Origin of the sequence: Streptomyces sp. CA-288835 (assembly GCF_050936385.1) — a bacterium.
GTDB lineage: Bacteria > Actinomycetota > Actinomycetes > Streptomycetales > Streptomycetaceae > Streptomyces.
In genome coordinates, this window is the sequence record NZ_JBNJMW010000001.1 from 740,313 (window position 1) to 766,756 (window position 26,444).

The following is a 26,444-nucleotide window of genomic DNA, read 5'->3' on the forward strand; positions in this document are numbered from 1 at the left end:
CCGGCCGCGCGGTGCCCGACACCACCCTCGCCGGCCTCCTCGACGCCTCCTTCCGCAGCCGTCCGGACGAGGTGGCCCTCGTCTTCGGCGACGAGGAGCTGACCTATGCCGAACTCGACGCGCGGGCCTCGCGGCTGGCCCGGTACCTGATCGAGCGGGGCGCGGGCCCCGAGCAGGTCGTGGCACTCGCGGCCGGCCGGTCCGTCCTGCTGGTCGTCGCCCTCCTCGCCGTCGTCCGCACCGGTGCCGCCTACCTGCCCGTGGACACCGACTATCCCGCCGACCGCATCGCGTACATGCTCGACGACGCCCGGCCCGCCCTGCTCCTCACCGACAGCACGGCGGTGTCCCAACTGCCCGCCGGGGAGTGGACCGTCCTCGACGAACCGGCCCTCCAGGACCGCCTCGCCGCCTGCTCCACCGCGCCCCTGGCCGCCTCGGAACTGCGCGCCCGGATGACCGGCGACACCGCCGTGAGCGTCGTCTACACCTCCGGCTCCACCGGCCGCCCCAAGGGCGTGATCGGCACCCAGCGCGGCCTGGTCAACCGTATGGCCTGGTTCGCCGAGCTGTACTCCTTCGACGCCAACGACCCGGTGTGCGCGAAGAGTTCGATCAGCTTCATCGACGGCACGGTGGAGATCCTCCAGACGCTCGTGCACGGCGGTCGGGTCGTCCTCGCCGACGCCGTCACCGCCAAGGACCCGGCCGCGCTCGCCGACCTCGTCAGCAAGAGCGGCACCCGTGTGCTCACCGCCGTACCGAGCCTGCTCCAGGCCCTGTTGCACGAGGAGGAGACCAGCGCCGACGGCGCCGGGCGGCTCGCCTCGCTGCGGCTGGTGCTCAGCAGCGGCGAGCCCATGCCGCCCGAACTGCCCGCCCGCCTCGCCCGCAGCTGCCCCGACGCCCGCCTGATCAACTTCTGCGGCTGCACCGAGGTCAGCAGCGAGAGCCTGTACGCCGTGTGCACGGCGCACGACCAGTCCATCGGCCGCCCGCTGTGGAACACCCTCGCCCATGTGCTCGACTCCGCCCTGCGCCCGGTACCCCCGGGCACCCCCGGCGAGCTCTACTACGGCGGCGTCGGCGTCGGGCGCGGCTACCTGGGCCGGCCCACCGTCACCGCCGAACGCTTCGTCGCCGACCCCTACGGCCCGCCCGGCACCCGGATGTACCGCACGGGCGACCTGGTGATGTGGCGGCCCGACGGCAGCCTCGCCTTCCTGGGGCGCGCCGACGACCAGGTGAAGGTCCGTGGGGTGCGCGTCGAGCCCGGCGAGGTCGAAGCCGTCCTCTCCAGCCACCCGGGCGTGACCGAAGCGGCAGTCGCCGTACGGGACCTGCCCGGTACCGCCCGCGCCCTGGTCGGCTACGTGGTCCCGGCCGACGGCGACGCGCTCGACCCCGTCGCGCTGCGCCGCCACGCCGCCGACCGGCTGCCCGCCGCCATGGTGCCGGGCACCGTGGTCGTCGTCGACGCCCTGCCGCGCACCCCCAACGGCAAGGTGAACCGGCGCGCCCTGCCGGCACCTGACGCGGCGGCGGCCAGGACGGCGCCGTCGAGCCCCGACGAGCAGGTGCTGTGCGAACTGTTCGCGGAGGTGCTCGGCCTGCCCGAGGCCGGCGCCCAGGACGATTTCTTCATGCTCGGCGGACACTCCCTGCTGGCCACCCGGCTCGCCTCCCGGGTCCGGTCCGTGCTCGGCGTGGAGCTGGGGCTGCGCACCCTGTTCGAGGCGCCCACTCCGGCCGGTCTCGCCACCCGCCTCGGCGGCGGCGAGGGACGCGACGCCTGGTCCGTGCTGCTGCCACTGCGCCCCACCGGCACCCGGCCGCCGCTGTTCTGCCTGCACCCCGCCGGCGGCTTCAGCTGGTGCTACACCGGCCTGCTCCGCCATCTCCCGCCCGACCAGCCGGTCTACGGCATCCAGGCGCGCGGCCTGACCGAACCGGACCACGTCCACGACGACATCGACCGGATGGCGGACGACTACTGCGCCCGCATCCTCGACGTCCGGCCCTTGGGCCCGTACCACCTGCTGGGCTGGTCCTTCGGCGGGCAGCTCGCCCAGGCCGTCGCGACGCGGCTGCGGGCCGCCGGCCACCGGCTGGGGCTGCTGGCCCTGCTGGATTCGTACCCGCCCGAGGCGCTGCCGGCCGACGAGCCGACGGACCGCTCCGAGGTGCTGCGCTTCCTGTTCGCGGAGTACTTCGGCGTCGAACCGCCGGAACCCGCCGATGGCACGCTCGACCCGGCCCGCGCCGCCTGTCTGCTGCGCGCCGCCGGGCTCGCCGACTTCACCGAGGACCACCTGGCGGCCATCGCGGACGTCCTGCCCGCAAGCGCCCGAGCGGCCCGGGCCCACCGGCCCACCCCGTACGACGGCGACCTGCTGCACTTCCGCGCCACCCTGGGCCGGCCCGAGGGCCTGCCCGACGCGGAGGCCTGGCGGCCCCATGTCACCGGGCGGATCGAGGCGCACGACATCGCCACCACCCACGGCCGGATGACCCGGCCCGACGAACTCGCCCGGCTCGGCCCGGTTGTCCGGGCCCGGCTGGACGCCGCGCGGTGACCCCCGTTACGGCAGCGGCCCCCGATCACCCAGGACTCACCTTCGACCCGAGGAGCGGCACCATGAGCAACCCCTTCGAGGACAACGACGCCCGCTACCTGGTCCTGCGCAACGACGAGGGCCAGCACTCCCTGTGGCCCGCGTTCGCCGCGGTCCCCGACGGCTGGACGACAGTACACGGGGAGGCGGACCGGCAGGAGTGCCTCGACTACGTCGAGGAGCACTGGACCGACATGCGCCCAGCGAGCCTGGTCCGCGCCAGCGACGGCTGACCGGGACCGGCCATGACCCTTCCCGAACCGACGGGCACCGGCCCGGTGACGGCCGACGGCCCCGATCTGGCCGACCCGTCCCTGTACCGGGACGGCGACCCGGAGACCCTGTGGGCGCGACTGCGCGCACGGTCATCGGTGTACCGCAACGAGCGTACGGACAAGGAGTCGTTCTGGGCGGTGCTCGGTCACCGCGAGGCCCTCGAGGTGCTGCGCCAGCCAGAGGTCTTCGTCTCCGGCCGGGGCATGCGGCTTGACGACTCGCCAGGGGCCACCGATGCGGCGTCACAGCGCATGCTCATCGTCACCGACCCGCCCCGGCACACCCGGCTGCGGCGCGTTATGAACGCCGCCTTCACCCCGCGCATGGTGGCCCGGCTGCACCAGACGATGCGGGCCACCGCCACGGAGGTCATCGACGAGGCGCTGGAGCGCAGTGACTGCGACTTCGTGGACATCGCGGCCCGGCTGCCGGTGACGGTGATCTGCGACCTGCTCGGAGTGCCACCCGCCGACCGGCCCTTCATGCTGGACCGCACCATGACGGCGTTCGGCCACGCCGGGCCCGGCTCGGCCGACCGCGCCGCGGCGGCCCGGGCGCACACGGACATTCTGCTGTACTACGCCGAACTCGCCGAACGCCGACGGCGGGAACCGGCGGACGACGTCGTCACCGCGCTCGTCCAGGGCACGGTCGACGGGCGGCCGCTGACCGACGAGGAGATCTACCTCAACTGCGACGGACTCGTCTCCGGCGGCAACGAGACCACCCGGCACGCCACGGTCGGCGGACTGCTCGCGCTGATGCGGCACCCCGATCAGTGGGAGGTGGCCCGCCGTGCGGACCATCCGATGGAGACCACCGCCCAGGAGATCCTGCGGTTCACCAGTCCGGCGATGCACGTCCTGCGTACCGCCGCCCGGGACACCGAACTGGCAGGGCATCCTGTGCGGGCGGGGGACCGAGTCGCGGTGTGGCTGCCAGCCGCCAACCGCGACCCCGCCGCCTTTCCCGACCCCGACCGCTTCGACGCGCTGCGGACCCCCAACCGGCATGTGGCACTCGCCCCGGGCGAGCACTACTGCCTGGGCTCCGCGCTTGCCCTGGCCGAACTCACCATTTTCTTCGAAGAGTTGACGTCCCGAACGGAACTGCCCGAACCGGCGGGCGAGCCGGTCCGGGCGGCCTCCAATCTCATCCGGGGCTTCGAGTCCCTGCCGGTACGGCTACGACCGCGGACCGGCTGAGGCGGAGCACCGCGGCCGGCGGGGCGCGCCGAGGGCCGCCGTCGTCCGGCCGGGTCCGGGCGACTCCTCCGGCGTCGTCGCGGCTCGGGCCATCAGACCCAGTTCGGCGGCGCGCAGCCCGGCCTGGAACCGGGACGAGGCACCGAGGTGCTGCATGACCTCCGAGACATGGCGCCGGAACGTACGCACGGACATGCCCAGTTCGCGGGCGGCTACCTCGTCCGTGCGGCCGGTGCCCATGAGGTGCAGGACCTTCAGCAGCGTCTCGCCCTCCTCGTCGCCGTCCCGGGACGTGAACCGCATCGCGATGGACCAGTCGGCGGCTCTGCTGAACACCGCGTCGAACAGCACTCGCAGGGAGTTGACCATGTGCGGTTCCCGGACCAGCACCGACTGCGAGGTGTCCCGGTGGACGGCGGGCAGGATCACCACGGTGCGGTTCAGCACGGCGAAGCCGGGCAGCGGATGCATGGACACCCGCACCTGGGCGCCGCGGTGCAGTACTCGCTCCAGGCAGCCGACGCGGCAGCCCTCGCCGGAGGCCACGGTCAGCACGCGCACCGAAGCTCCCCGCTCCAGCAGCCACTCCTGCGTTGGCCATGCACCGCCGTAGCTACAGGAGTAGTGGGCGTTGACGTCGACGCAGGAGAGTTCCGGGGGTGTGCGCCGGGGCTGGGACTGCCAGTAGCCGATCGCGGCGCGGAAGGCGTCCTCGGTGCGCAGCGACTCGACCGGGCCCGGCCCGGGCCCCCGGGTACCGTCATGGGCCCGTAGCACGGATTGAATGAGCGTCTGTGCCTGGGTCAGAGCGGCTTTGACCTGGTCGTCGGGACTGTTGGGGACGGACTCGTGTATGTACGGCTCTTCGCGCGAAAGGCTGCCTACTGTCCTGCTCAAGATACCCCCGTATCACGTTCTGATTACCTATCGTGCTCGTTACTCTCTGTCGCTTTGTGGATTCACTTTTCACTTTTCATCGTATAACGACCAAGATCTCGATGACTGTTTATGAGCCATCCTGTCGATGGAAACCTTCAGCAGGCTGCGACAGCACTCAGCGGGGCAATCTGAACCACTAGCCGTGCCTGGCACATGTCCTGCGACCTCATCCACCGCGCCAACGGGGCTGAAGATTTGCTATCTTTCGACGTGTCAACATCTGCGCATGACGCGCTGACCCGGGAAAACGCCCTACTCATATGGAATATGAGAATCCGACACTGTGCGCACAGGTGCCTCGGATTGGCTCAAATCTTTCCCCCGGATTTCCCGCTGGGAATTCACCGACCGTCCGGGAGGGACCGACGCCGTCACGTCGATCGTGACCTCGACGCGGAGAGGGCCAGGAAGCGGGGTCAGTATCCCTAGCGCGGAGCGCCTCCGCTGCCGGGTCGTCGCAGCATCATAATCGTGGAGATGTTGAATGGGTAGGCCAGTGGGGTGGATGACGACGTTGACGGGGCGTTCCGCGATGCCTTCGCCGGAGCAGCCTCCGATCCGTCGAGATGTGAAGCGGGCGTTCTGGGTGAAGACCGCCGAGGGCGGCTGACCAGCGAGGATGCGGCGATCGTGTGCGACGTGTCGGGATTGGTCGACTTACGGTACGCCCAGGGCCGGCTGGCCGGACAGATCCGGCACCCGAACGCGACGCCAGTGCCGGGGCACCGCAGTGGAAGGGGCGGAACAAGCCCCGGCGCCAGGACCGCCGGTGGGCGCTGTCGTGGAGTCCGGAGCAGATCTCCAACCGACTCAAGGTCGAACTTCCTCGATGATGACTCCATGCCCATCTCGCACAAGGCGATGTACCACAGGCCCTCGACATCCAGGGACGCGGGGCGCTCGAGCGTGAGCTGGCCGCCTGCCGGCGTACCGGACGTGTGCTGCATGTCCGCGAGCATGCTCCCGACCGCGTGCCAGCGGCCACGTCAGACCTGACGTGATGACCAGTCAGCGGCCTGGTAGGCCGACGACCGCGCGCTCCCGGGTCGCTGGGAGGGCGACCTCACCATCGGCACGCTCGTGGAGCACACGACACCGTTCACCATGCTCCGGCACTTACCCCGGATGGACGGCTGCGGCATCGTGCCATGGGGATAAATGGCCCGGCGCCAGCCGGACGCGGCGCCGAGGCGGTGAAGGATGCGATCGCTGCCACAACCACCACGCTGCCCGACCAGCTGCACCGCTCGCTGACCAGTGGTTCCGCAAACAGGGCGGCATACCGTCGATCCAGCTCAGCCCGCTATCGGGCAGATAATCGCGCGCCAGCTGGGCAGATCACCGTCCACCACTTCCCCGGAGCCGCGGCGCGACGCGGCCGCGTATGGCGGCCGACTCGGCTACCGGGCCTCGGTTGCGCAGTGGAAGGCGGAACTGATGGCGAGGCGTCCGACGACACCGAAGCTGTTGGCCAATGAGCGGCTGCGCACGTTAGGTCGCCGCGTCGAGCCCGCCCGTGTCCGCCGACTTGGGACCAAACCGCTTCTGGGCAGCTTGCCGGGTCACCCCCAAACTCCTACCGATCTCGGCCCAGGTCGCACTCGTCTTACGGGCCTCATCCACAAAATGTGCGACGAGTTGATCGGCTACGGCGCTGAGCCGCTCGGACGTGGCCACCGCATCGGAGAGGTGCACGAGCGCATCTCCATCCGAGTGAAGCGCGATCACATGGTCGACCAGATCGTCGATTCGCACCAGTTCACCCATGAGGCATCCCTAGGTTGACAAGCAATTACTTGTCAACCTAGGGATGACAAAATTGAGCCCACCTGTTACTCCGCGCGCCGGGACCCTGACGTCGCGACAGGGGCCACCGAGTCCCAGGAACCCGTTCCCAACAGGGTCTCGTCCGAGGACTGCAATGTGCCAACGAGACAAGCGGCGTTTGCCGCATCGGGCTGCTTTGGGTCCGCCGTCACTCCAGCGGACCGAGAGACCGGCCATCCAGCAACGCAGCGGCCGCCGTCTATCCCAACTCGTCGAACTTCGCCGACTCTCGGCTCTCAGTGGGTGTTTGATGTCGATTTACGCTGGCTGTTTCAGCACGCTTTGCCGCACCTGTCGCCAATGCGCATGGCCTGAAATGCCTGGAAGCTCCCTAGCGGAGGGGGAGCTTCCACCCCATTGCTAAACCAGACGGAATCTGGATGCAAGAAGCGGATCAGACGGCCGTGGCAGCTCAGGTGCTGGTTGACGATCAGCAGGTCGCCGCGGCCGCTCACGCCCGTTCCCATCTGTCTGGTCTCCTGCCGAGGGCTCAAACCTGCGCATGCCGCCCGCTCCGAGTATTGGACCAATCGCGAGGCGCATCAGCCGTCCCCAGCAGGACTGCGGCTCGCCCTCACGAGACTGGTCAACTGTCTCGATCGACTCGCTCCGATACGGAGTTCCTTCCGCAAGGTCTCAGCTGAAATGGGCCGCTGATGCAGTTCCCGGTGCCTGGCATCCAGCACCTGAGCCCGCGCCAGCAGAGAATCTTCGCCTCCCCGCCGACGGTCACTTTTCGCACGGCCACTTCGCTCCCGCAGATGTGTGACGGCATCGCCCGGCCGAACGACCGGGCGATGCACCACGAGTTCCGCCGACAGCAGCAACGCAACCGGCGGCCATCCGGCGACCAATACCGGCTTCCACTCCAACGCCAGCGCCGCCGCGATGTTGGCAGCTAGGGAGACCGCGATCCCCAGCAGAAATGCCGACCACACAGCGCCCCGCGCACGGCGTGTGCGGGATCCGGAGGGCTTCAACAGGCCGACCGTCGCCAGGAGCAAAAGGCCATCCACGGACAGCGGCCACAACGAAGCGCTGACCGTGTCGGCTCCGCCCCGGAGAGCAAACTCCCGCTGGTGCACATACGAGGCGTAGGCCGCGACCCCGGCAACGACCAGTGCGCACAGCGGCCGGATCCATGTGTCGAGATCGAAGCCCCGGCTCCCGACGTCCCCCTCCGGCGGCCCCGTGACATCACTCATCGAAGCCACCGCCCGGCACCCGCCCCAGTGCACAACGCGTGCACACTTCCGCGGGAACTCCGGGAACTCCCAGGTAGAAGCGGGATTCGCCCCGACACGGAAGAGGGCCCCGACCAGGCTATAAGCCCAGGTAAGGGACCTAAAGGCAGACGAGTCGGGCTGTACGCCGGGTATTCCTGGAGCACCTTTCTGACCTGCGCTTTCGCGGGCCGGATCGGTTGTGACCTGCTAGGTCGGGTTGCAGAGGCGATCGGAGGCAGTCAGAGGAAACCGCTCTGATTCGACCCGGGTTCGACCCGAGCTGCTCGGAGCCAGTCAGAGGCAATCGCCGTCTGTCTGACTCCGCATCAGCCGAGGTCGGGGCGGTGTCGGACGGGTCAGTCCTCCTCTGGCGGCGGTCCGAGTCGATCTCGGTCGAGCCGCGATGGGGACGCCTGCCTCTGATACGGGGCCAGGCATACGAAGGCCTCCAGGACGGCCATCCTGGAGGCTTCGCCTGGCACCGATTGGAGGTCGGTTCCGGACACCACCCGTGGTTTTAGCGGGCCTGGGTGGCGTCCACGTCCTTGCGAGACGACCCCACAGTGCCACACCACACCCACCAGGCAGACCCATCCCGACGGACATTTCACCCGAGCGAGCGACTGGGGCTTCACCGGCTGCCTCCGGCCGCGGCTGACCTTGTCCTGCTCGGAGACCTCACCGGCCGCTACGCGGCCGGCAGCTACAGCAGGCTCGGCTCCGACGGCCGAACCGTGGTACTGCGCGAAGACCGGGAGGGCGCGGCCGAGCACGGGCACCGCATCACGGCAGCCATCGCCTGCCACGTCGCCCGCGCCGGCGGAACCGTCGACGAACTGACCCGGCTGCTTCTCCACCCCGACCACGAAGGCGGCCGGCACGCCCGGCACATCGCACTGCGCTCCGGGCAGGCGCGCGCCCTGGACTACATCCGCCGGGTGTGGGCCAGCGCCTCGGCCGCGGTCGACAGCACCAAGGCGCTGGGCTCCCGGCACGAGGCGTACGAGGTTCTCGCGGCGCTGCGAGACCGGATCGAGACGACGCCCTGGCGCGGGGAGCGGGGACGGACCGCACTGCGCGTGCTGCGGGCGCATCTGACCGTCGCGGAGATCGCGGGCGGCCCCCTGCATCACGCCAGTGAGCGGCAGACCGCCGAGGAAGCAGGCGTCTCCCGCACGACCCTTCGGGCCGTCTACGAGACGGTCCTCAAGCCGCAAGGTTGGCTGCGCCGGCTGCGGGTCGGCCATGGCCGGGAGTGCTCCACCTGGTACCTCGGCGATGGCAGCGCCGCCCATCACGGCACCCCAGATGCTGCGTTGTCTCGTTTCCGGACCACTCAGTACCCCCCCGACCCGGCACTTGAGGAGTAGCCCACCCCTGAGACGGTCACGGCGGCCGACATCGACTCCACCGTCATCGGCCGGCTGCTGGGCCACGACGCCTTCGCCCACCACGGCATCGGCAGCTCCGCCCTCATGATCATCGGCGCGCTGCATGCCCGCCCGGCGCAGACGGTCGGTGAGCTTGTCGGCTCGGCATCGGTGTCCCGGGCCACCGCCTACCGGACCCTGTGCCGCCTGGCCGAGCACGGTCTCGTGCACCACAGCGGAGAGACCTGGAGCCTGGCGCCTCGCGCGCTGGAGGGCTTCGGCACCAGCCTGCCGAATGCGGTTCCCCGCCCGACCACGCACCCGGCACAGGGCTGGGACGCGGTCGCCCGGCAGTACCGCACCGCAGGCGTCGCGGCCCGGCGCAAGACGCTGCACGCTGCTGAGCGCGCGGCATACCGGGAGGCACTGGACCGGCTCGCGGAGCACCGCAGCAAGGCCATGGTGATCGTCCGCGACGGCCGCCAGGTCCTGGTCCCAGCACTCCGCCCCGACGAGATCCCCTCTGCGTGGCACGCCCCGGGCGGGCGCGTCCTCGACCCGGTCACGGGCCGCCCTGACGCCGAATGGCGCGTGGCCACCGACGGCCGGCTGATCCTCATCACCCCATCGGACCAGCGCAGTTACTACGAGCTGGCCGCCGCCCATGCCGAAGCCCTCAGCGAATGGAACTCCGCCGCGTGAACCCAGAGCCCCCAGTCACATCCGATGCGAGCAAGGCGGTGACGCCCGCGGCCCTGCGCAAGCAGTACGAGTCCGGTGCCACGGTCGACGAACTCGTCGCTGCCAGTGGCCTGTCGTACGGCACGGTCCTCAACCGGCTGCACGACGCCGGGACCGAGATGCGCACCTCGTGGCAGACCCGCCGAATGCGCCAGGACCCCCAAGCACGCCAACGCCTCGCAGCACATCTGCGCACCCTGTACGAGGAGCACGGCGCGACGCTCACTGAACTCGCCGCGGCTGCGGGAGAGACGAGGCGTGCTGCCCGGCGCCTGCTGATCGAGGCCGGCGGCACCGTTCGCACCACGCCGCAGACGCTGCGGATGCGCGCCGCAGCGCGGGCCGCCGAGCGGCAGAAGCTCGCGGTGTCCCTGCGGGCGCGGTACGAGGCCGGCGCCACGGTCCCGGACCTCGCCAAGGAGTGCAACTACTCGGTCGCCGCCGTCTACCGGCTGCTGCACCAGGCCAGCACCCGGATGCGTCCCCAGCACGACCACGGCTCAGTCCGCGACCCGAGGAAGGGGTCATGAGCGGCCCCGCCCTGTCGGGTGTCCCCCGCCATGCCCGACCGATCAGGAAGTCGACCGTGCGCCATCCCGGGCGTAGCGCTGCGGCACGGGCCCCTCCGTCATCGGCAAACAACCCGCCACCGAATGTCGGCCCTCTGGCCGACGCGCATAGGACAACTCACCTTCCACTTCAGGAGACAAGCACACGTGAACGAGAACACCCGTATCAAGACCCTGGCGGCGGCCACAGCCGGCGCCTGGGACGCCTTCGTGATCGTTGTCGGCATGCTCAAGGGCGGCACCGGCAAGACCACCTCCGCCTGGTTCATCGCCCTCTACTACGCCGTCGTCCTCGACCTGCCGACGCTGCTGCTGGACGCCGACGCCACCAGCCAGTCCGCCTATGACTGGTTCAAGGTCGCCAAGGCCGAGGGTTTCGAGATCCCGGAGAACCTGGTGGTCGAGCGGTACCCGTTCGACGACATCGCCGAGTACATCCGCGCCAAGCGTTCCGAGTTCGGAGCGATCGTGGTCGACGCCGGCGGCGGCAGCGCGAAGCTGTTCCACGAGGCTGTTACCGAGGCGAACCTGCTGCTCGTGCCGGTCGCCCCCACCAAGATCGAGCGCCGCAAGCTCGTGGCCACCTTCGACGAGGCCGAGCGCGCCGCCGCCCGCAACACCCGCGACGTCACCGCCCACGTAGTCCTCGTCAAGGCCGACGACCGCACCAGCCTGCCCCGCAACGCAAAGGACAAGCTGCTGGAGCCCGCCCAGGGCGAGGGCATCGGCCCGGACCGCGACGAGCCGTTCCCGCTCGCCGAGACCACCATCCACTCCTGGGTGCACTACATGGAGGCCTTCGGCGAGATCCCCACCGAGCTGAGCGAGTACGCCGAACTGATGAAGGAGCTCACGTCATGAGCGAGCGTATGAAGCCCCCGGCCCGCCGCACGGGTCGCACCCTGGGCGGGGCCAAGAAGGCGACCCCGCCGCCCCCTCCCCCGGCCGCCGAGCTCACCCCCGAACAGTACGCCGCCGAACAGGCCGCCGCCCAGGGCGAAGGCCGTCCCCCTGCGGGCGAGGCGCAGGTTCAGTCCGCTCCTTCCTCCGTTCCCGCCGAGGCATCGGCACAGGGCCGGACCGAGGCGGTGCCCGAAGCGGCACAGACCTCCGCCCAGCCGACTGCCGAGGCGCCGAGCAGCCCGGTGCCGGAGCCGGCTGCCAGTCAGCCGACGCACCCGGCCGTCGACGTGCCCGAGGCGGGAATGGAATCCGCTGGGATGCCGGTGGAGCGGCACATGCCCCCTGTGGTCCCGGCGACTGAGCCTGCGGCACTTGCGGTCCAGGGCACGCAGCCGGCCGAACCTGTTGCGCAGCATGGTCCGCCTCCTGTCACGTCCGCGGCTGCTGGTGCGGCTCCGGCCGCCGAGGTGGCCATTCGCCCGGCCGTTCTCCCGGTGGCAGGCGGTACGGCGTTCCCGGTAAGGACCGAGGGTCCGGGGGCTCATCAGGAACAAGACACTCGATCGCAGGTGGCGCCCAGCGAGGGGACACCGTATGCGCACGGTCCCGGCCGTCCCAAGGACGTTCCCGAGGTCTCCGTCGTTCTCAACCAGCGCATCATCGCGCGCGAGAGCCTCGACTCGTCGGTCCCCGCTGCCCTGAAGCTCAAGAAGCGGATCAAACGCTTCGCACTCGACAACGAACTCGACCACCTGCCCATCGGCGACATCGTCTCGGTCGCGCTGGACGATTGGCTCACCGCCCGCGGCTTCTGACCCGGCCGAAACGCACGGGGCGGCCGCCCCCACACCGGGGTCCGGCCGCCCCTCCTGCCGACTATTCCAATAGCCCGTTAGGCGGATAGCTATCCGCCTAGCCGGACCGACCGGAGCAGCTCTCGTGCCTGATCACTCCCTCTACGCCCACCGGCTGCGGGAAATCGCTGACGCGCTCGACGCTGAGCCCCAGCCAACCGTCAACGCTGCTACGCCGCACCCGGACACTCTGGAGGTCATCAGCAACCGGCACACCAAGCGCGGACAACTCAACTACGCCGTCCCCGAGGCACTGGAACTCCAGCGCCGGATCCGCCGTTTCCACGCCGACACTGGCCTACCGCACGGGGACATCGTGGCTATGGCTGTGGACACCTGGCTCCGCGCCAAGGGCTACCCGCCCAGTTTCCCCCAGTCCAAGGCGGAAGCACCATGACCGAGCAACCCGGCCAACTACCTGCTGAAGAAACTCACTTCATCCGGAAGGCCGGGGAGCCGATGTCCCCGGCAAGTCACCACCGGGGCTGAACTCGTTCACCCGACCTCGCCAGGAGCGCGACTCAGGTGTGTGCACGGATACCCCTCGGGCTGCTGCGCGCGCACCAGTTGCCCCACCCAGACGTCGGAAACAGATCGAAACAGACACGATCTGAGGCACCATCGACCACTTTGAGCCAAGGAAACACCTCTGTCCCTTCAGTATCAGATACTGCTCTGACTCACGGTGGCCGCAGGCGTGCGTCTCCCCGTGAGCGGGGTTGGAACAATGTTGGGAGTGCGATGCAGCTGACCCATGCCAACGTGATCAATTTCCGCGCCCTGGACAAGGCGGACGTGCGGATCGATCACCAAACCACGCTCATCGTGGGACGCAACAACAGCGGCAAGACATCGTTCGTCAACCTCTTCGAGAAGTTCTTCGGTGACGACGACACACGCTTCGTGCTGGAGGACTTCTCCACCTGCCGGATTCCCGACATCGAGCAGGCACTTCAGATCTTCGGTGAAGCACAGACACATGCGGCCGAAGGCGATCAGGAGACGCGGGAGGGACTGCTGGCCAAGGCGTACGAACTCGTGCCGTCCATCCGGCTGGCACTCACGATCGAGTACGCCGAGGACGACGACCTCGCTCCGCTCACAGACGTGATCCTGGACCTCGACGACTCCTGCTTCACGGTCAAGATCGAAGCGGCGCTGGAGGCAGCACGGCCGCACGACCTGCTCAAGGACTTGTGGACCGCGAGTCAGAGGCCGAAATTCGAGCCCATCAAGTGGCTGCGCAAGAACTTCACGGACTACTTCGCCTCCGTCTTTCGAGCAGTGAGCCCGGTCAACGAGAAGGTGACGAAGGAGATCAAGCGCAGTGCCGCGCAGGCGATCGTCTCGGTGAAGTTCGTCTACGCGCAGACCAAGGTCGACGACACCCCAGGAGACAAGGCCCGCACGCTGTCCAAGACGTTCGAGACCTATTACAAGGTCAAGAGCGGGCCTGAGGGGCGTCATCAGAGCATCGAGCAGATCGAGGATGCCCTGGCCTCAGCGTCACTGGAGCTCGACACCAGCTACAAATCGCTGTTCGACCCGGTCTTCGAGGACCTGCGTAGTTTCGGGGTTGGGACGATCACACCTGTCGAAAAGCCCCGCATCGTGTCTCTCATGGAGGGCTCGGGCATTCTCAGGGGCAGCACGCGGCTCCAGTATCCGTCTGGAGACGGCGACTTCCACCTCCCGGAAGGCCACAATGGGCTCGGCTACAGCAAGCTGATCTTCACGATCCTGCAGGTCATTAGTTTTCACCAGGCGTACGAGCGTGCTGCTCCGAAGCCGGCGCTCCAGGTGTTGTTCATCGAGGAGCCGGAGGCCCACCTGCATCCCCAGATGCAGGAGGTCTTCATCAAGAACATTCAGGACTTCATCAAGCGCAAGGCCCCGTGGAAGGTGCAGGTGGTCATCACCACGCACTCTTCGCACATCGTCGCGAGCGGCGGGTTTCACACGGTGCGGTACTTCGACCGCTCCGAGCCGGACGGCAAGGTCAAGGACCTCTCCACCTTCCAGGCGAAGGTCAAGGCCACTCCTCAAGGTGACGAGACGCTGCGGTTCCTGCGCCAGTACATGGTCCTGCACCGTTGCGACATGTTCTTCGCCGACAAGGTGATCCTTATCGAGGGCACGGCGGAACGACTGCTGCTGCCCGAGATGGTCCGTCGGTGCGCCGAAGGTCTCCTGCACCAATACGTGTCGGTCATCGAGGTCGGTGACGCCTACGCGGTCCGGTTCCGTGAACTGCTCGATTTCCTCAACGTGAAGACCTTGGTCATCACCGACATCGACTCCGTCAGCCCCACAGATCAGAAGGCCTGCCCGCCGAGCACCACTCAGGCGGTCACCTCGAACTCCACACTGAAGAAGTGGCTTCCGGGTCAATCCAGCATCGCGAAGCTCCTCGACGTCAGCACGGACGAGAAGGAGCACGGTCACGTGCGCGTGGCCTACCAGGTCCCGGAAAAGCAGGCAGGAGTCTGTGCACGCAGCTTCGAGGACGCCTTCATCATCGCCAACGCACCAGTCCTCGCCCGAGACCTCCGGCACCTGGAGCTGAAGAGAGCCTTCGTTCAGGAAGTCGGGGCCGACCCCACCCCTGAAGACATCGAAGCCAATGCGTTCGCCATCGCCAAACGGCTCTCCAAACACAAGACCGACTTCGCGTTCGACGTCATGCTCCTGGAGGACTGGGCCGTCCCCCGCTACATCGCCGAAGGACTCCAGTGGCTCGCCTGAACACCCTCGAAGCCGTGGTCGAAGAGCTGGACGCCCGGCGCAGCTTCCTCGTGGAAGCAGGAGCAGGCGCAGGCAAGACGACCGATCTCGTCGGCGCCCTTCAGTACCTCCTCAGCCACCGACGTACGGAGCTTGAGGCAAACGGTCGGCAGATCGCCTGCATCACATACACGAACGTCGCCAAGAAGAAGATCCTCGAACGCATCTCGGCGGACCCGCTCGTCGCCGTCGGCACCATCCACGAGTTCCTCTGGAGCGTCATCCAGGCCTACCCGCGCGAGCTCTGGCAGCAGATCCTCGACTACAACGAGACCCTGTCAAAGCCTCAAGACCTCACTGAGGTGGCCGCTCCCCCAGTGATCGAGTACTCCGACCGCGGGCGGAAGCTGAGCGAGGGCCGCATATCCCACGACGATGTCATCGCTCTGTCCCTGCGGCTCGTCGCCACCCACCCCAAACTCATACGCATCATCACCAGCAAATATCCCGTCATCTTCGTCGACGAGTACCAGGACACCTCACCCAAGACGATCGACCTACTGCTGAACCACCTGGCAGGAATAGGCAAGGAACCCTGTGTGATCGGCCTCTTCGGCGACTCGATGCAGAAGATCTACCGATCCGGCGTCGGCGCAGTCCGGCACGACAAGCTCACACCCATCACCAAAACCGAGAACTACCGGTGTTCGCGCCCTGTAGTCGACGTTCTCAACAAGATGCGGCCCGACCTCCGCCAGCAGGCCTCCGGGAAGCAGCAGGAGGGCGAGGTACACCTCTTCCTCAACACCGACGTGCCGTCCGGCCCGCGACGGCTGGATGCCGCTAGAGCCACCCTCGCGAGCAGGGACTGGTCACTTGAGAACTCGAAGTACCTCTTGCTGACCCATCGCGGCATCGCGGGCACCCTCGAATACGCCAACCTGCTGGAGCAGTACCGGCAGCTCGGCAGCCACGGCCCCGACGACCTCATGGCGCGCAACGAGCCCTACATCCAGTACCTGACGCAGATCGAAGCCCTTTGCGCGGCCTACCAGGCCAGGGACTTCGTGGAACTGACAGACCTGCTGGACCAGGGAAAGAGACGCATCACCCGGCACACCGACAAGAGGATCATCAGCGAAGCAATTCGCGAGCTCGACACGGTGCGCGCGACCGGGACCATCGGCGACGTTCTGGACCTCATGGCCGACAGCCCCCTCCTGGCCGTGCCCGGAAGGGTGAAAGACCGCGAGCGCCGCAGAACCGCAGCCGACCTCGACGAGCGACACAAGCGGCAAGCAGACTTCTCCAACAACATCCGTGGTGTCTCCTACCGGGAAGTCATCAGCGTCACCCAGTTCATCGATGAACTCACGCCCTTCTCAACCCAACACGGCGTCAAGGGAGACGAGTTCGAGAACGTCGTCGTAGTGATCGACGACTCTGTCTGGACCATGTACAACATCGGCAAGATGCTTGTCGGCACCGACAAACCTGAGCGAACCGAGCGCTCACGCAACCTCTTCTACGTCTGCTGCTCACGAGCCCGCCGCGGCCTGGCCGTGGTCTTCATCAACGACCTCCCAGACGGAGCCGAGGCAACAGCTCGTGACTGGTTCGCTTCGGGCACCGTCCATCTGTGAAGCGTGCCCCCGGCACCATCGGTCGTGGCGAACGAGGCGCCTATGCGGTAGGGCCGCGGCAGGCGCCGCTGAACACGTTTGGCTAAGGGGTCTCGATGCCGATCACCACAGTCCAGCCGGAGGCCCCTCGTCATCACGCCTGTCCAAACGGTGCCGAGTTGACCAGAAGGGCAGTAACTCCGCGTTTGCAGCGGAGCCACAGCCCTCTCAGCTGTGCTGAGCGGCTCGGGTGCTTCACTCGGCCCGATGTCAGGACCCGCCACAGTCGCCTCATGTGGAGGCTGAGTGACGTTCCTGTGACACGAAATGGGTGCCGGGTACGACAAAGGCCCGCACAGTGCCGGGCCTTCGTAGCGTCTGGCTCCGGGCACGCCGGACGTGAGGCCAGGAGGATGCCGCAGCATCACGCCGAACGCAAACAGGGTCATGGCCGCGACCGGACTCCTCTTCCGGGTTCACTTCACGGCATGTGCCCCTACCGGTGCAGACTGCTTTGGTGAAGATGACCGAGACCTACGCAGCGACGATCGCTGCTGTCGCACCCGTCATTTGGCTTGTAGCGGCTGTTGAGGGCCACCAATACATCAAGCAGTTCGAGGGTTTCGCAAAGTTGGATGGTGGGCTTGGCCAGGCTCGTCGCCTAGCGGAGGCGGTGGAAGGGCGCGCCACTCATGAGCAACTCGAAGCCATTGCGTCAGCCAGGCGTCGCGGGGAGGAGGCGTTCCCCAGGAAGGAGGATATCTTCGGGCGCATCAGGCGCTATGTGGCTTTAGCATATCTGGCCGTAGCAATGGGTCTGTTGTCGGCTGAGTTCATGTCCCTCGGCTGGCTCACCACCCCTGACCGCATCAATGAGCAGTACGCGGCATGGGTCTGTCTATGCGCTGTGGTGGCGGGCTTCGTGCTCGTGACCATCATGCCTGTGGTCGTGGTCCTACTTACCTGGGCGGCTGGTACTCGTAAGGCAAACGAGGACTACGAGTGGCTGGTTGAGTTCATCGAAGGCCAACGCAATCTGCGATCTGAGGACAGTCGTCAGGAGACGTGACCAGGCATCTGGCGCGCATCCCAAGGCACGTGTTTCCGGTCCGTCAGTCGTCGCCCTCATCGACCTCGGCTGCAACTTCCTTGATCTACCCGCTCGTCCATAGCTCCCCACGGATCGGGGTTCTGCCGGGGACGCCGGCCTTCCTGGCGGCATCGATGAACTCGGCGAGCTCGTCCAAGGTCATGTGCTTGTCGGCACAGGTGAACTTGAAGGCTGCAGGCATGGGTTGAGGATGACGTAACTGGACCGAAGAGCGGACGACGCACACAATCCGTCTGCTCATCGATCCCGTAGGGCCGGCGGGGGCAGCCGCCATCGCCGGCCCTTGAGGGTCGCTCACGAGGTCTGGCCCTTTCGGGTGCAGGTGGCTAGGTCGTGGTCGCTGCCGTGCGAGGTTCCCAGGCGGTCAGGCAGCTGACCGAGGCGAGGTCGTCCCACCCGAGGGCGATGACGTCGCGCACCACGCGCTAGCCCGACTACGGAGAGATTGCATAAGCGACTTCCGCAGGTCGCCACATGACCCAGCGCCGGGAAGGCCCGGCAATGGCTCTCCAAAAGCCTCGGCGTTGCGTACCGAGCGCTCCCTAATTGATCGCTTACTGCATTTCATCGCCGGAGTCCTCGGCGAGGTGTCCATGGTGGCGGTACACCATTTCGTCGGGGTGGCGCGTTACACGTGCTAGCCGCCAGGCCGCGTCATACGACATACGGCGTGGTTCTTGAGCACGTAACCGCAGGGCCAGGAGGCTGGTCGCCGGGTCGAGCAGCCAGCGCAAGGCCGGCAGCCTCATCGGGCTGCGCCCGGTTCACGCACTGGATCGCGGCCTGCCTCGCCGTCCGCCGTCTTGTGCGGGTCGTCCCCCGTCGGCTCGTCCAAGGACGGCCACGGGACGTCGTCCCATCCCATCTGGTCCAGGACGGTGCGGACGGTGGTGGTGAAGCGGGCGTGTTGTCCTGGGTCGTTGCCCAGCTTTTCCCAGACGTACGCGAGGGTGTGGGCCATGCGTTCGGCCTTGGACTGGATGTCGTTGGCCGCGCCGGCGAGCGGGAGGATCTTCTCCTTGAAGAGGTCCCAGTCGAGGGATTCCAGGTCGTCCAGGTGGCGGTCGAGCCACCAGATACGCGTGGCGTCCGGGCTGTCGAAGACCGCTTGTCTGAACCGTTCTCGGCGTTCGTGTTCCCGCGCGAGCTGGAGTGTCACCTCGCGTAAGGCGTCTTGGTATCTCTGGGCCCGGTCCGCGTCTTGCTCGGTGAGCAGCAGGGTGATGTGTGCCTTCAGCCAGAGGCCCGGTGTGTGCTTGGGGGTGTGCCAGTGCGCCGCGGCGAGTGTGAGGCTTTCTTGTGCGGTGGTGAGCTGTTCGGGCATGTGGTCCTGGGTGATGCCGCGGCCGAGTTCGTCTAGGGCGAGTCGTGCGGCGGCTCGGGCGGAGGCTGTGCCGCCGGCCTTGATGTTGGCGTGTGCCCGGTAGGTGAGGGTGCCGCGGGCGCAGAAGCGGATGCCGGGCAGGCGTGTGGGCCACTGGGCCCGGATCCGACTGCGTCGGCGGCTCCACCACGGGCCGGGTCCGTCGGTCGTCAAGGGGTCGATGCCTCCTTGGACGCCTGGTAGCGGTTGGCGGCCAGCACCAGGACCTCGCGCCAGAAGGGGAGGATGGCCGCTTCTTCCGTCACCATGAGCCGGTCGAGACCGGGGCGGAGGCTGGGTGGGGCGAAGATGTCTGCGAGGACGTCCACCACGGCTTCCCGGCGGTCGCGGCCCTCTTGGAATCGCTCATGCCATCGCGACAGTTGCGTGACGACCGCTTCCACGGCGTCGTCGGTGGACAGCAGTTTCTGCCATGCGTGGATGATGCGCAGCCGGGCTTCGGTGTCGCGTGTGTTGTTCAGGATGAGGTCTGTTCCCTCGTCGCTGGAGACGAGGGCGAGGAAGGATCCGAGAGTCTGGCGGCGCAGGGTCTCGTCGGCGGGCCGGCTTTCGGCGTCGGTGAGCCATTGGTCGACGGCCTTGCGCACATCGTCCGGTCGTTGCAGCGCGAGTTGCTGGAAAGCATTGACGACGGTTGCGGAGCCGAAAGTCTTGTGGCCTGCGGCTTTGCCCAGCCGTGTCAGTGCGAGGGCCGGCTGTTGGATTCCCCAGGTGCCTGCGCAGATCTCGATGACGAGGTCGACTTTGTCGTCCGAAGGGTTCTTGGCGTCCATCCACTGGCGCAGGCGGTCCCTGACGTAGCGGCCGAACTCGGCATCCCCGGCTGCTGTGGTGAGGGCTTCCACGGCCAGGACCCTCCGGGGACCCTTGAGGTCGCTCGCCAGCCCGTCGAGGATGGCCCGGTCGTGGCGGTGCGCCGCCAGTTTCCACAGTGCGGTGGTGATCAGCCGGGCGTCCTCTTCCGGGACGGTCCGGTCTGCGGCGATGCCGATGGCCCACCTGCGCAGGAGTTCGTGCTGGGTGGGGAACTCGTCCCACAGGTGACGCAGGATAGCGGCGGGCAGACCTTCCTTCTGCGTGTCGTGGAAGGCCCGGTCTCCGTCGCGAATGATCTCCGCGGCGTCCAGTCGGCTCGATGTGGTGGCGTCGGCCAGAACGTTGACAGGGTGGCGTTCGAGCCCGAGTCGGGTCAGGAGGTCATCGGCTGCCTTGATGACGGACCTGCGCTGTCCTCCGTGCAGCAGGGCGCCGGCCCAGACCGTGACCCGGGTGGACAGCAGCTGCGCGTCGCCCCCCGTAGCCCGATTCCTGCTGAGGAGTTTCTCGACTTCCCTGTGCCAGTCGCCGAACTCATCGACGATCGCCTGGATCTGCTCCGGCCCGGACGCCCGGAGCAGACGGTCGGCCAGGCGCCACGCGGCGCGCGCGGACGGGTTGGCCTTCCAGATGCCAGCGAACTCCGTCCTGTCCAACCAGGTCACACGATCGCCGCGGTAGTTCGCCCGGAATTCCGCTGTGACGAGGGCGCGTGCGTCGGGCGACTCCAGCCGGACGGTGAAGGGCAGCGTAGGTTCAGCCCAGTGGCCGTACCAGTCGGCGGGCGTGGCCAGGATGACGAGAAAGGAGTTGCTCTTGCGCAGTTCCGCCCCATGGCCGACCAGGTCGGTGCCCAGCCGCTCGCCAGGTTGCTCCGCGAGGTCGGAGAGATCGAGGATGCATCCCATCCCCGCCTCTTTCGGCAGCGGGCGGACCGAGGGCTTGGACCATTCCGGGTCGAGGTCGAAGAGGGCCGGCACAGGGTTGGTCACGGTACGCAGCAGGCGTATGGCAGCCGTGCGCCGGCCGGTGCCCTGGGCCGCGCAGAGCACGATGACTCCGTATTCGTCCAGCAGTTTGGACGCGGCCTCCCACTGGTCTGTGTTGCGCGGCGGGACGAACCGGCCGTCGTGGCTCGCCTTGTAGTCGGCGTCGCTCTCGGTGATGGGGACGGGGATCGCCTGATCACCGTTCAGGTGCAGGTTGTAGGCCTGGATGCCGTGCTCACCGGAGTGACTGAAGCTCACTGAGCTGGACTGCGGCTGGCCGTTCGGCTCGCCGCCCTCTGGCGGTGAAGGGGAGCCTGCGGGCTCGTTCGGCTCGACGGGCTCCACCGACGGTGGCTCCGCCGATGGCGACGTGGTCTCCGTGCCTTCTCGCTGGCCCTGCTCGTTGTCGATCATCACTGCCCCCGCCCGGCGCCGAAGTGGTTGTAGGCCTGGACGCCGTGCTCACCCGTGTGACTGAAGCTCACCGTGCCTGGGGCTGGGGATGCTGGCTGCGGTGACGCTCCGGGCGCAGGGGCCGGCGGCTCCGTGGGCGCGTCCGTGGTGGCGAGGGGTTCGAAGATGTCGGGGTCCGCGAGCCGCCAGTCGAAGCCGGGGATGTGGACATAGGCTGGCTGCTGGAACTTCTTCACCTTCACCAGGTGCCGCATGAACTGGTCGGGCAGGACGTCGCCGTTGACGCAGCCGCTTTCGAAAACGTCCTCGTAGACGCGTTGCGAAATGATCACTGCGGTGTTGGTGATCTCCGGGTTCGCGCGGTTCAGCAGGGTGCGCAGTGCGTCGTCGTCCAGGAGCCGGTGGGTGTGCACCATCGGTACGCCCAGCCCGGTGTGCGGCAGAGGGCCGACGTGGATGCTGACCCTGAGCTGCAGGGGCGTACTGGCGGGGGTATCCGCGCGGCGGCGGCCCAGAGCCTGCCTAAGGGCACCAGGGAAGCAGCCCACCAGCGCGGGCAACACCTCTGGGTCCATGCCGGCGACGTAGCTGTCGCCGGCATGCTGGCCGAACATCCGCCGCTGCCACTGAGCGCTCACGTTGCTGGCGCTGAGCGCCTCGGACAGCAACGGCAGGATGTCGGCGTTCACTTGCTGCATGCCCTTGCTATCCAGCGCACTGAAGTTGCGGGCGTCCACCGCCAGTACGGCCCGGTAGGGCCACAACGGCTCCCATGACGGCAACATGTGCCGCTCCTCTCGTCGGGTGTCGTGCCGCGAAATCGCGGCGAACGCCACCTTCGTGGAGCAGCACGGACGAGATAGTCCAGGACTGGACGGTACGGACGTGCGCTGAGTCACATGGCGGGCGAGTCGCCCTGGCAGCCGATGCCGCCCGGAAGCTGCTTCTCGTCCCGGGCGGCCGCCTTGAGGTGGGCGACGTCGTTGATGACCAGGTACCGGCGGCCGAGTGTGAGGACCCCGGCTGCCTGAAGCTGGCTGAGAGCGTCAAGTGCTGATGAGCGGCTCATGGACGCCATGGTCGCCAGCTCCGTCCGGGCCATGCCCAACTCGACCACCAAGCCGTCGTCGCCGTGCGAGTGGCCGATTTCGTCCGCGAGATGGCTGACGACACGGGCAACGCGCGCCACACGTGACAGGTGCGCGAGATCAGCTCGCAGGCGTTCGTGGCTGTTCAACCGTTCTACGGTCAGCTGGTACACCACCGTCTCCAGCCGATGGCGCTCTACGTAGCCACGAAAGGCGTGAGCCGGCAGAACAAACCCTGTACACGGACGGACCGCGGTGACAGTGGCCGAGCGTGGCCGTCCGAGCAAGGCGCCCATTTCCCCGAGCACTTCACCTGGCCCGCGCAGCATCAGCGTCAGTTCGTCTCCGCACTCATTGATCTGCGTCACCTTCACCAGGCCGTCGACCAGTGCGATGGCGCAGTCCGGCGACTCCCCTTGACGCAGCAGCACGGATCCACGCGTGAACGTCCGCCGACGCCCACGTTCCACAAGGTCGCGCCATACGTCGGCGGATACCAGGGAGCGGAAGTTCATCAGCGTCCTGCCTTCCTGGTATGTCATCCGACCACGGTCGCGAGACCGAAGGCGGTGCAGCCTGCAACTGCCAACATGAGCGACCACTGCACGCGTCGGTGCTTGGTCCAGGCGATCTCGCTCATCACCACCAGTTGCCGGGACAGGGACGGCAACGGATCTTTGTCCCGGAGGACCTCTTCGAGCGCCGCCGGTTCCAAGTGCCGAACATGCCCGAAATACAGAAAGTCGTCGTCACGTTCCGGCCCCCGCCGCTCCTTTCGGAGGTTCGGCGAAATGGCCCAGGCCGCGCAGCTGGCTCCGCCCACCATGAGCAGGACGCCGCACCACAACAACAGCCGTGATGCACCGGAGTCGAGGTCACCCGCCGCTCGTTTGGAACTCGCCAGTAGGCCTAAGACAGCCAAGGCTGTGGACTGCATGGTCAGTGCAAACGAGGCCTTCGAATCAGCCTTGGCTGTCAAATCCGCAACAGCTGCCTGAATCCGCCACGCAGTCTCCGTCGGCTCGACCGCCATCGGCCTTCCCCCCTTGGTGTCAGGCATGGCATCCACCTGCCAGCTCGGGCAGAAGCCTGGGCAGTGCAGCTGTCCCGAAAACCTCACTTGGGGCACTTTGGCTGAGAACGGACACTCTCCGGGCGGGCAGCAAGAAGCGACCTGCCTGAAGACAGGACTTCTCCGCGGGTACTGGACACGCGCCGCGCAAGGTCGCCCGGTCGCGGCCCACCGGCAGTTGACGGCGATCGACCGAGGCCCTGACCAGTTCAAGCGCGAGCGGCCAGCCGAGGCGCTGGACGAGGGTTCTGCAGTCCAGGCGGATGCTCAGCCATGGCGGCGACCGTCGCGCCGCCAGGTTTGCACATCTGATCTTGTTCTTTATGGTCTGAGTCGGTTTCGTTCGATGATGCTCTCGGGTCGTTTCACGGTCTTGCCCACGTCGTAGCGGGTGGCAGACCGCCGGTTTTTCGAGCCAAGTGGCCTTCCAGGTCCGGGAGTTGAGGGTTTCGGTGCACGGGCCGGACAATGCAGGAGCGGGCGGAGGTTCCGAAACACCCGGCGGACTCGGGCCGGGGTAAGCCGGCCGGGCTCGGCGGGCTTCTCCCACGGCCGCCGCAAGTCGGCGGCGGCCTCGCGCAGAAGGCGGATCTGGGTGTGTGCGGCGATGATCAGCCAGGTCCAGCGCTCGCCGGCCTCGGGGGTTCGCAGCTTCGGACGGGTCCACCCGAGGGTCTGTTTTATCAGCCTGAAGAGGTGCTCGATGTCGAATCTCCGTAGGAACGCCTGCCAGCGCACGTCGACGTCCGCGCTGTTCAGGCCGGTGGCGGACGACCAGAGCCAGAGCGGCAGTGGGTCGCCGCCGCCGGGCAGGCTCTCGACCTGGAGGCGGATCAGCGTGCCTTCGATGATGGGGAGTTCGCCGGTGTGGTCGATCCACGCGGAGCGTGTGGTCAGCCGGGGGTGGATGCGGTCCCAGGCCATCGCGCGGGCGGTGCCGTACCGGTCGGTGACCTGCGTCGTGGCCGCGTCCGGCTCGCCCCAGGTCTCCGTCTTGGCGAAGCGGAACTCCTTGCCGTGCTTCGGCGGTCGCCCGCCCTGGGGGTAGGACAGGGCGTACTCCTTGAGCGAAGGCGTGGGCCGTCGCATGACGCGGTCGGAGCGCATCCGTCCCAGCACCTCGATCGGGAGGCCGTCGAGGAGATGGGCCATGCGAGGGGCGTCGTAGCCAGCGTCGAAGATGATGAGGATGTCGCGGTCGCCGACGTGCCAGCGGCCCATCTCGATCAGGTCCGTGACCACACGGCGGAGCTGGGTGGCGGTGACCTCGGCGACGTCGTCCTCGGGTCCGAGACGGACGGCGTCCAGCAGCTGGCACCAGGACGTCCGGCCCGATTCGAGGGCGGCGACGAAGGAGTACGGCCAGCCGGGGATGAACTGGTCCGAGGACCGTCCGCTGCGGCCGTAGACGTGGCAGAACAGGCGGTCCGCGCTGGTCGGCGCGTCGGGGCGGAGCCAGTTGCTGACGTCGACCGCCAGGACCAGGCGCCCGTCAGCGGCCCGCGGCATCGGCAGACCGGCGAGCACTTGCCGCAACCGGGGCACGTCCACGTTCCCGCTGTTCAACGCCTCGTACATCGCGCCGTGCCCGCGCCGGTGCTCGGCTACCAGTGTGAGGTCCACCGGCGAGGTCACCGGGCCGTCCGCGCACAGCAACGCGTCGACGAGCTCGAACAGTTCGTCCCCGTGTGCGGTCAGGCAGTCGAATAAGTCCTCCCGGAAGCGTGACGCTTGCGCGAACGCTTCCCCGGGACCTGCGTCAGGCAGCAGACTCACTTCACGGCCTTCGTCTCGATCGGTGCACCTTGGTCGGAGCACATGATCAGACGAAGGCCGCTCCAGTGTCCGGCGAACGCCCAGGTGAGCGGCCTAGTTCGAGGCTCATTTCGACACTGGAAGGTCGAATTCGGCTCGCTACGCGGGTGCAGTCGATGAGTTTGGGCGGCGATAGGAGTCTGATGGAGGACACCCGATCTCTGGAGGCTGTCCTATGGCTGAACCACACGTTCTGGAAACCCGGGAAGCTCTGGAAAGGGCGATTCACGTCGAGCGGTCCGCGCTCGCTCAAGACCTCACCGGGCTCAGCGCGGCCCAGTGGGCGAAAGCATCACTGTGTGAACGCTGGACCGTGGAGGAGGTCGTAGCCCATCTGACGGCAGGTGCCAGCACGAGGATGTGGCGCTGGCTGCTGAGCATGCTGGCCGCTCGGTTCGACTCCGATCTGCACAACGACCGACGACTCGCAAAGCACCGTGGTGCTACGCCTGAAGAGACCTTGCGGCGATTTCGCGATGTTGTCACCGGGCCTGCCGGACCGACAGGACATACTGCGGCCTGGCTGGGCGAAATAGTCGTCCACAGCGAGGACATCCGTCGGCCATTGGGTCTTGTGCGGACACCCCCGGTGGCCACGACGACCGCCGTGGCCCGGTTCTTCGCCAGCCGCGATTTCACTGTCGCGAGCAACACTGCAATCGCGGGCTTGCGGGTCGAGGCCACTGACGGACCGTTCAGTACCGGCTCGGGGGATCTGCTCCGGGGGCCGACCCTCTCGCTGGTGATGGGGATGGCAGGCCGCGCAGCGGCCTGCGAGGACCTTGAGGGGGACGGTGCGGCAGTCCTGCGCGCCCGACTGCGCTCAGGTTAAAGAACAAGATGAGTGCCTGTTTCTGAACCGGGTGCTTCGGTCGGGTGTGTGA

At 67.6% G+C, this 26,444-nt stretch carries 23 protein-coding genes and 1 pseudogene; 14 read left to right on the plus strand and 10 right to left on the minus strand.

Annotated elements, in window-relative coordinates:
* Nucleotides 1-11: 11 nt before the first annotated feature.
* From ACQEVY_RS03435 to ACQEVY_RS03445, 3 genes are all read left to right on the plus strand, one after another.
* Entirely contained in the window at nucleotides 12-2,576 is a 2,565-nt protein-coding gene (locus ACQEVY_RS03435; protein WP_432955046.1) for an amino acid adenylation domain-containing protein, read from the plus strand.
* Nucleotides 2,577-2,638: 62 nt separating this feature from the next.
* Nucleotides 2,639-2,848: an MbtH family protein gene (locus tag ACQEVY_RS03440; protein ID WP_432944644.1), complete on the plus strand. Its 210-nt coding sequence runs from the start codon at nucleotides 2,639-2,641 to the stop codon at nucleotides 2,846-2,848.
* A gap of 12 nt (nucleotides 2,849-2,860) precedes the next feature.
* Nucleotides 2,861-4,096: a cytochrome P450 gene (locus ACQEVY_RS03445; RefSeq protein WP_432944646.1), complete on the plus strand. Its 1,236-nt coding sequence runs from the start codon at nucleotides 2,861-2,863 to the stop codon at nucleotides 4,094-4,096.
* On the opposite strand, the gene ACQEVY_RS03450 is transcribed toward ACQEVY_RS03445, so the two are convergent.
* A complete protein-coding gene (locus tag ACQEVY_RS03450) occupies nucleotides 4,076-4,993 on the minus strand; it encodes a hypothetical protein (protein ID WP_432944648.1) in 918 nt (305 codons plus the stop codon). The genes ACQEVY_RS03445 and ACQEVY_RS03450 overlap by 21 nt on opposite strands.
* 526 nt (nucleotides 4,994-5,519) lie before the next feature.
* Here ACQEVY_RS03450 and ACQEVY_RS03455 point away from each other — a divergent pair.
* Nucleotides 5,520-6,291, plus strand: a pseudogene (locus ACQEVY_RS03455) (transposase); the annotation flags it as partial.
* 235 nt (nucleotides 6,292-6,526) lie between these two features.
* On the opposite strand, the gene ACQEVY_RS03460 reads toward ACQEVY_RS03455, so the two are convergent.
* Nucleotides 6,527-6,802 (minus strand): hypothetical protein, encoded by a 276-nt coding sequence (locus tag ACQEVY_RS03460; protein ID WP_432944650.1) that lies wholly within the window; start codon nucleotides 6,800-6,802, stop codon nucleotides 6,527-6,529.
* Between the two features lie 602 nt (nucleotides 6,803-7,404).
* Nucleotides 7,405-8,067 (minus strand): DUF2637 domain-containing protein, encoded by a 663-nt coding sequence (locus tag ACQEVY_RS03465; protein WP_432944652.1) that lies wholly within the window; start codon nucleotides 8,065-8,067, stop codon nucleotides 7,405-7,407.
* A gap of 584 nt (nucleotides 8,068-8,651) precedes the next feature.
* On the opposite strand from ACQEVY_RS03465, the gene ACQEVY_RS03470 reads away from it, so the two are divergent.
* The 9 genes from ACQEVY_RS03470 (at nucleotide 8,652) to ACQEVY_RS03510 (ending at nucleotide 17,940) form a co-directional block, all read left to right on the plus strand.
* Complete coding sequence (locus tag ACQEVY_RS03470; protein WP_432944654.1) at nucleotides 8,652-9,458, plus strand: hypothetical protein; 807 nt, start codon at nucleotides 8,652-8,654, stop codon at nucleotides 9,456-9,458.
* A gap of 105 nt (nucleotides 9,459-9,563) precedes the next feature.
* Nucleotides 9,564-10,160: a hypothetical protein gene (locus ACQEVY_RS03475; RefSeq protein ID WP_432944656.1), complete on the plus strand. Its 597-nt coding sequence runs from the start codon at nucleotides 9,564-9,566 to the stop codon at nucleotides 10,158-10,160.
* Entirely contained in the window at nucleotides 10,142-10,729 is a 588-nt protein-coding gene (locus tag ACQEVY_RS03480) for a helix-turn-helix domain-containing protein (RefSeq protein WP_432944658.1), read from the plus strand. Before ACQEVY_RS03475 ends, ACQEVY_RS03480 begins: the two co-directional genes overlap by 19 nt.
* Before the next feature lie 186 nt (nucleotides 10,730-10,915).
* Entirely contained in the window at nucleotides 10,916-11,629 is a 714-nt protein-coding gene (locus ACQEVY_RS03485) for a ParA family protein (RefSeq protein WP_432944660.1), read from the plus strand.
* Nucleotides 11,626-12,486: a hypothetical protein gene (locus tag ACQEVY_RS03490; RefSeq protein ID WP_432944662.1), complete on the plus strand. Its 861-nt coding sequence runs from the start codon at nucleotides 11,626-11,628 to the stop codon at nucleotides 12,484-12,486. The genes ACQEVY_RS03485 and ACQEVY_RS03490 overlap by 4 nt, the downstream gene beginning before the upstream one ends.
* Before the next feature lie 124 nt (nucleotides 12,487-12,610).
* A complete protein-coding gene (locus ACQEVY_RS03495; RefSeq protein WP_432944664.1) occupies nucleotides 12,611-12,922 on the plus strand; it encodes a hypothetical protein in 312 nt (103 codons plus the stop codon).
* 344 nt (nucleotides 12,923-13,266) lie between these two features.
* The gene (locus ACQEVY_RS03500; RefSeq protein ID WP_432944666.1) at nucleotides 13,267-15,270 is read left to right on the plus strand and encodes an ATP-dependent nuclease; all 2,004 of its coding nucleotides are present in this window, start codon (nucleotides 13,267-13,269) and stop codon (nucleotides 15,268-15,270) included.
* Nucleotides 15,258-16,892: a UvrD-helicase domain-containing protein gene (locus ACQEVY_RS03505; protein WP_432944668.1), complete on the plus strand. Its 1,635-nt coding sequence runs from the start codon at nucleotides 15,258-15,260 to the stop codon at nucleotides 16,890-16,892. Before ACQEVY_RS03500 ends, ACQEVY_RS03505 begins: the two co-directional genes overlap by 13 nt.
* A gap of 496 nt (nucleotides 16,893-17,388) precedes the next feature.
* Entirely contained in the window at nucleotides 17,389-17,940 is a 552-nt protein-coding gene (locus ACQEVY_RS03510) for a hypothetical protein (RefSeq protein ID WP_432944670.1), read from the plus strand.
* 85 nt (nucleotides 17,941-18,025) lie between these two features.
* Here the strand turns inward: ACQEVY_RS03510 and ACQEVY_RS03515 are convergent, their stop codons facing one another.
* From ACQEVY_RS03515 to ACQEVY_RS03545, 7 genes are all read right to left on the minus strand, one after another.
* A complete protein-coding gene (locus ACQEVY_RS03515) occupies nucleotides 18,026-18,163 on the minus strand; it encodes a hypothetical protein (RefSeq protein ID WP_432944672.1) in 138 nt (45 codons plus the stop codon).
* A 564-nt stretch (nucleotides 18,164-18,727) separates the two neighbouring features.
* Nucleotides 18,728-19,519: a hypothetical protein gene (locus ACQEVY_RS03520; protein ID WP_432944674.1), complete on the minus strand. Its 792-nt coding sequence runs from the start codon at nucleotides 19,517-19,519 to the stop codon at nucleotides 18,728-18,730.
* Nucleotides 19,516-21,585 (minus strand): hypothetical protein, encoded by a 2,070-nt coding sequence (locus ACQEVY_RS03525; protein WP_432944676.1) that lies wholly within the window; start codon nucleotides 21,583-21,585, stop codon nucleotides 19,516-19,518. The genes ACQEVY_RS03520 and ACQEVY_RS03525 overlap by 4 nt, the downstream gene beginning before the upstream one ends.
* The gene (locus ACQEVY_RS03530; RefSeq protein ID WP_432944678.1) at nucleotides 21,585-22,370 is read right to left on the minus strand and encodes a hypothetical protein; all 786 of its coding nucleotides are present in this window, start codon (nucleotides 22,368-22,370) and stop codon (nucleotides 21,585-21,587) included. The genes ACQEVY_RS03525 and ACQEVY_RS03530 overlap by 1 nt, the downstream gene beginning before the upstream one ends.
* A gap of 110 nt (nucleotides 22,371-22,480) precedes the next feature.
* Nucleotides 22,481-23,215, minus strand: coding sequence for a Crp/Fnr family transcriptional regulator (locus ACQEVY_RS03535; RefSeq protein WP_432944680.1), 735 nt, complete (start codon nucleotides 23,213-23,215; stop codon nucleotides 22,481-22,483).
* Complete coding sequence (locus tag ACQEVY_RS03540; protein WP_432944682.1) at nucleotides 23,212-23,733, minus strand: Pycsar system effector family protein; 522 nt, start codon at nucleotides 23,731-23,733, stop codon at nucleotides 23,212-23,214. Before ACQEVY_RS03540 ends, ACQEVY_RS03535 begins: the two co-directional genes overlap by 4 nt.
* Nucleotides 23,734-24,066: 333 nt before the next feature.
* A complete protein-coding gene (locus ACQEVY_RS03545; RefSeq protein WP_432944684.1) occupies nucleotides 24,067-25,521 on the minus strand; it encodes an NF041680 family putative transposase in 1,455 nt (484 codons plus the stop codon).
* 214 nt (nucleotides 25,522-25,735) lie between these two features.
* On the opposite strand from ACQEVY_RS03545, the gene ACQEVY_RS03550 reads away from it, so the two are divergent.
* Nucleotides 25,736-26,392: a maleylpyruvate isomerase family mycothiol-dependent enzyme gene (locus ACQEVY_RS03550; RefSeq protein ID WP_432944686.1), complete on the plus strand. Its 657-nt coding sequence runs from the start codon at nucleotides 25,736-25,738 to the stop codon at nucleotides 26,390-26,392.
* Nucleotides 26,393-26,444 lie beyond the last annotated feature (52 nt).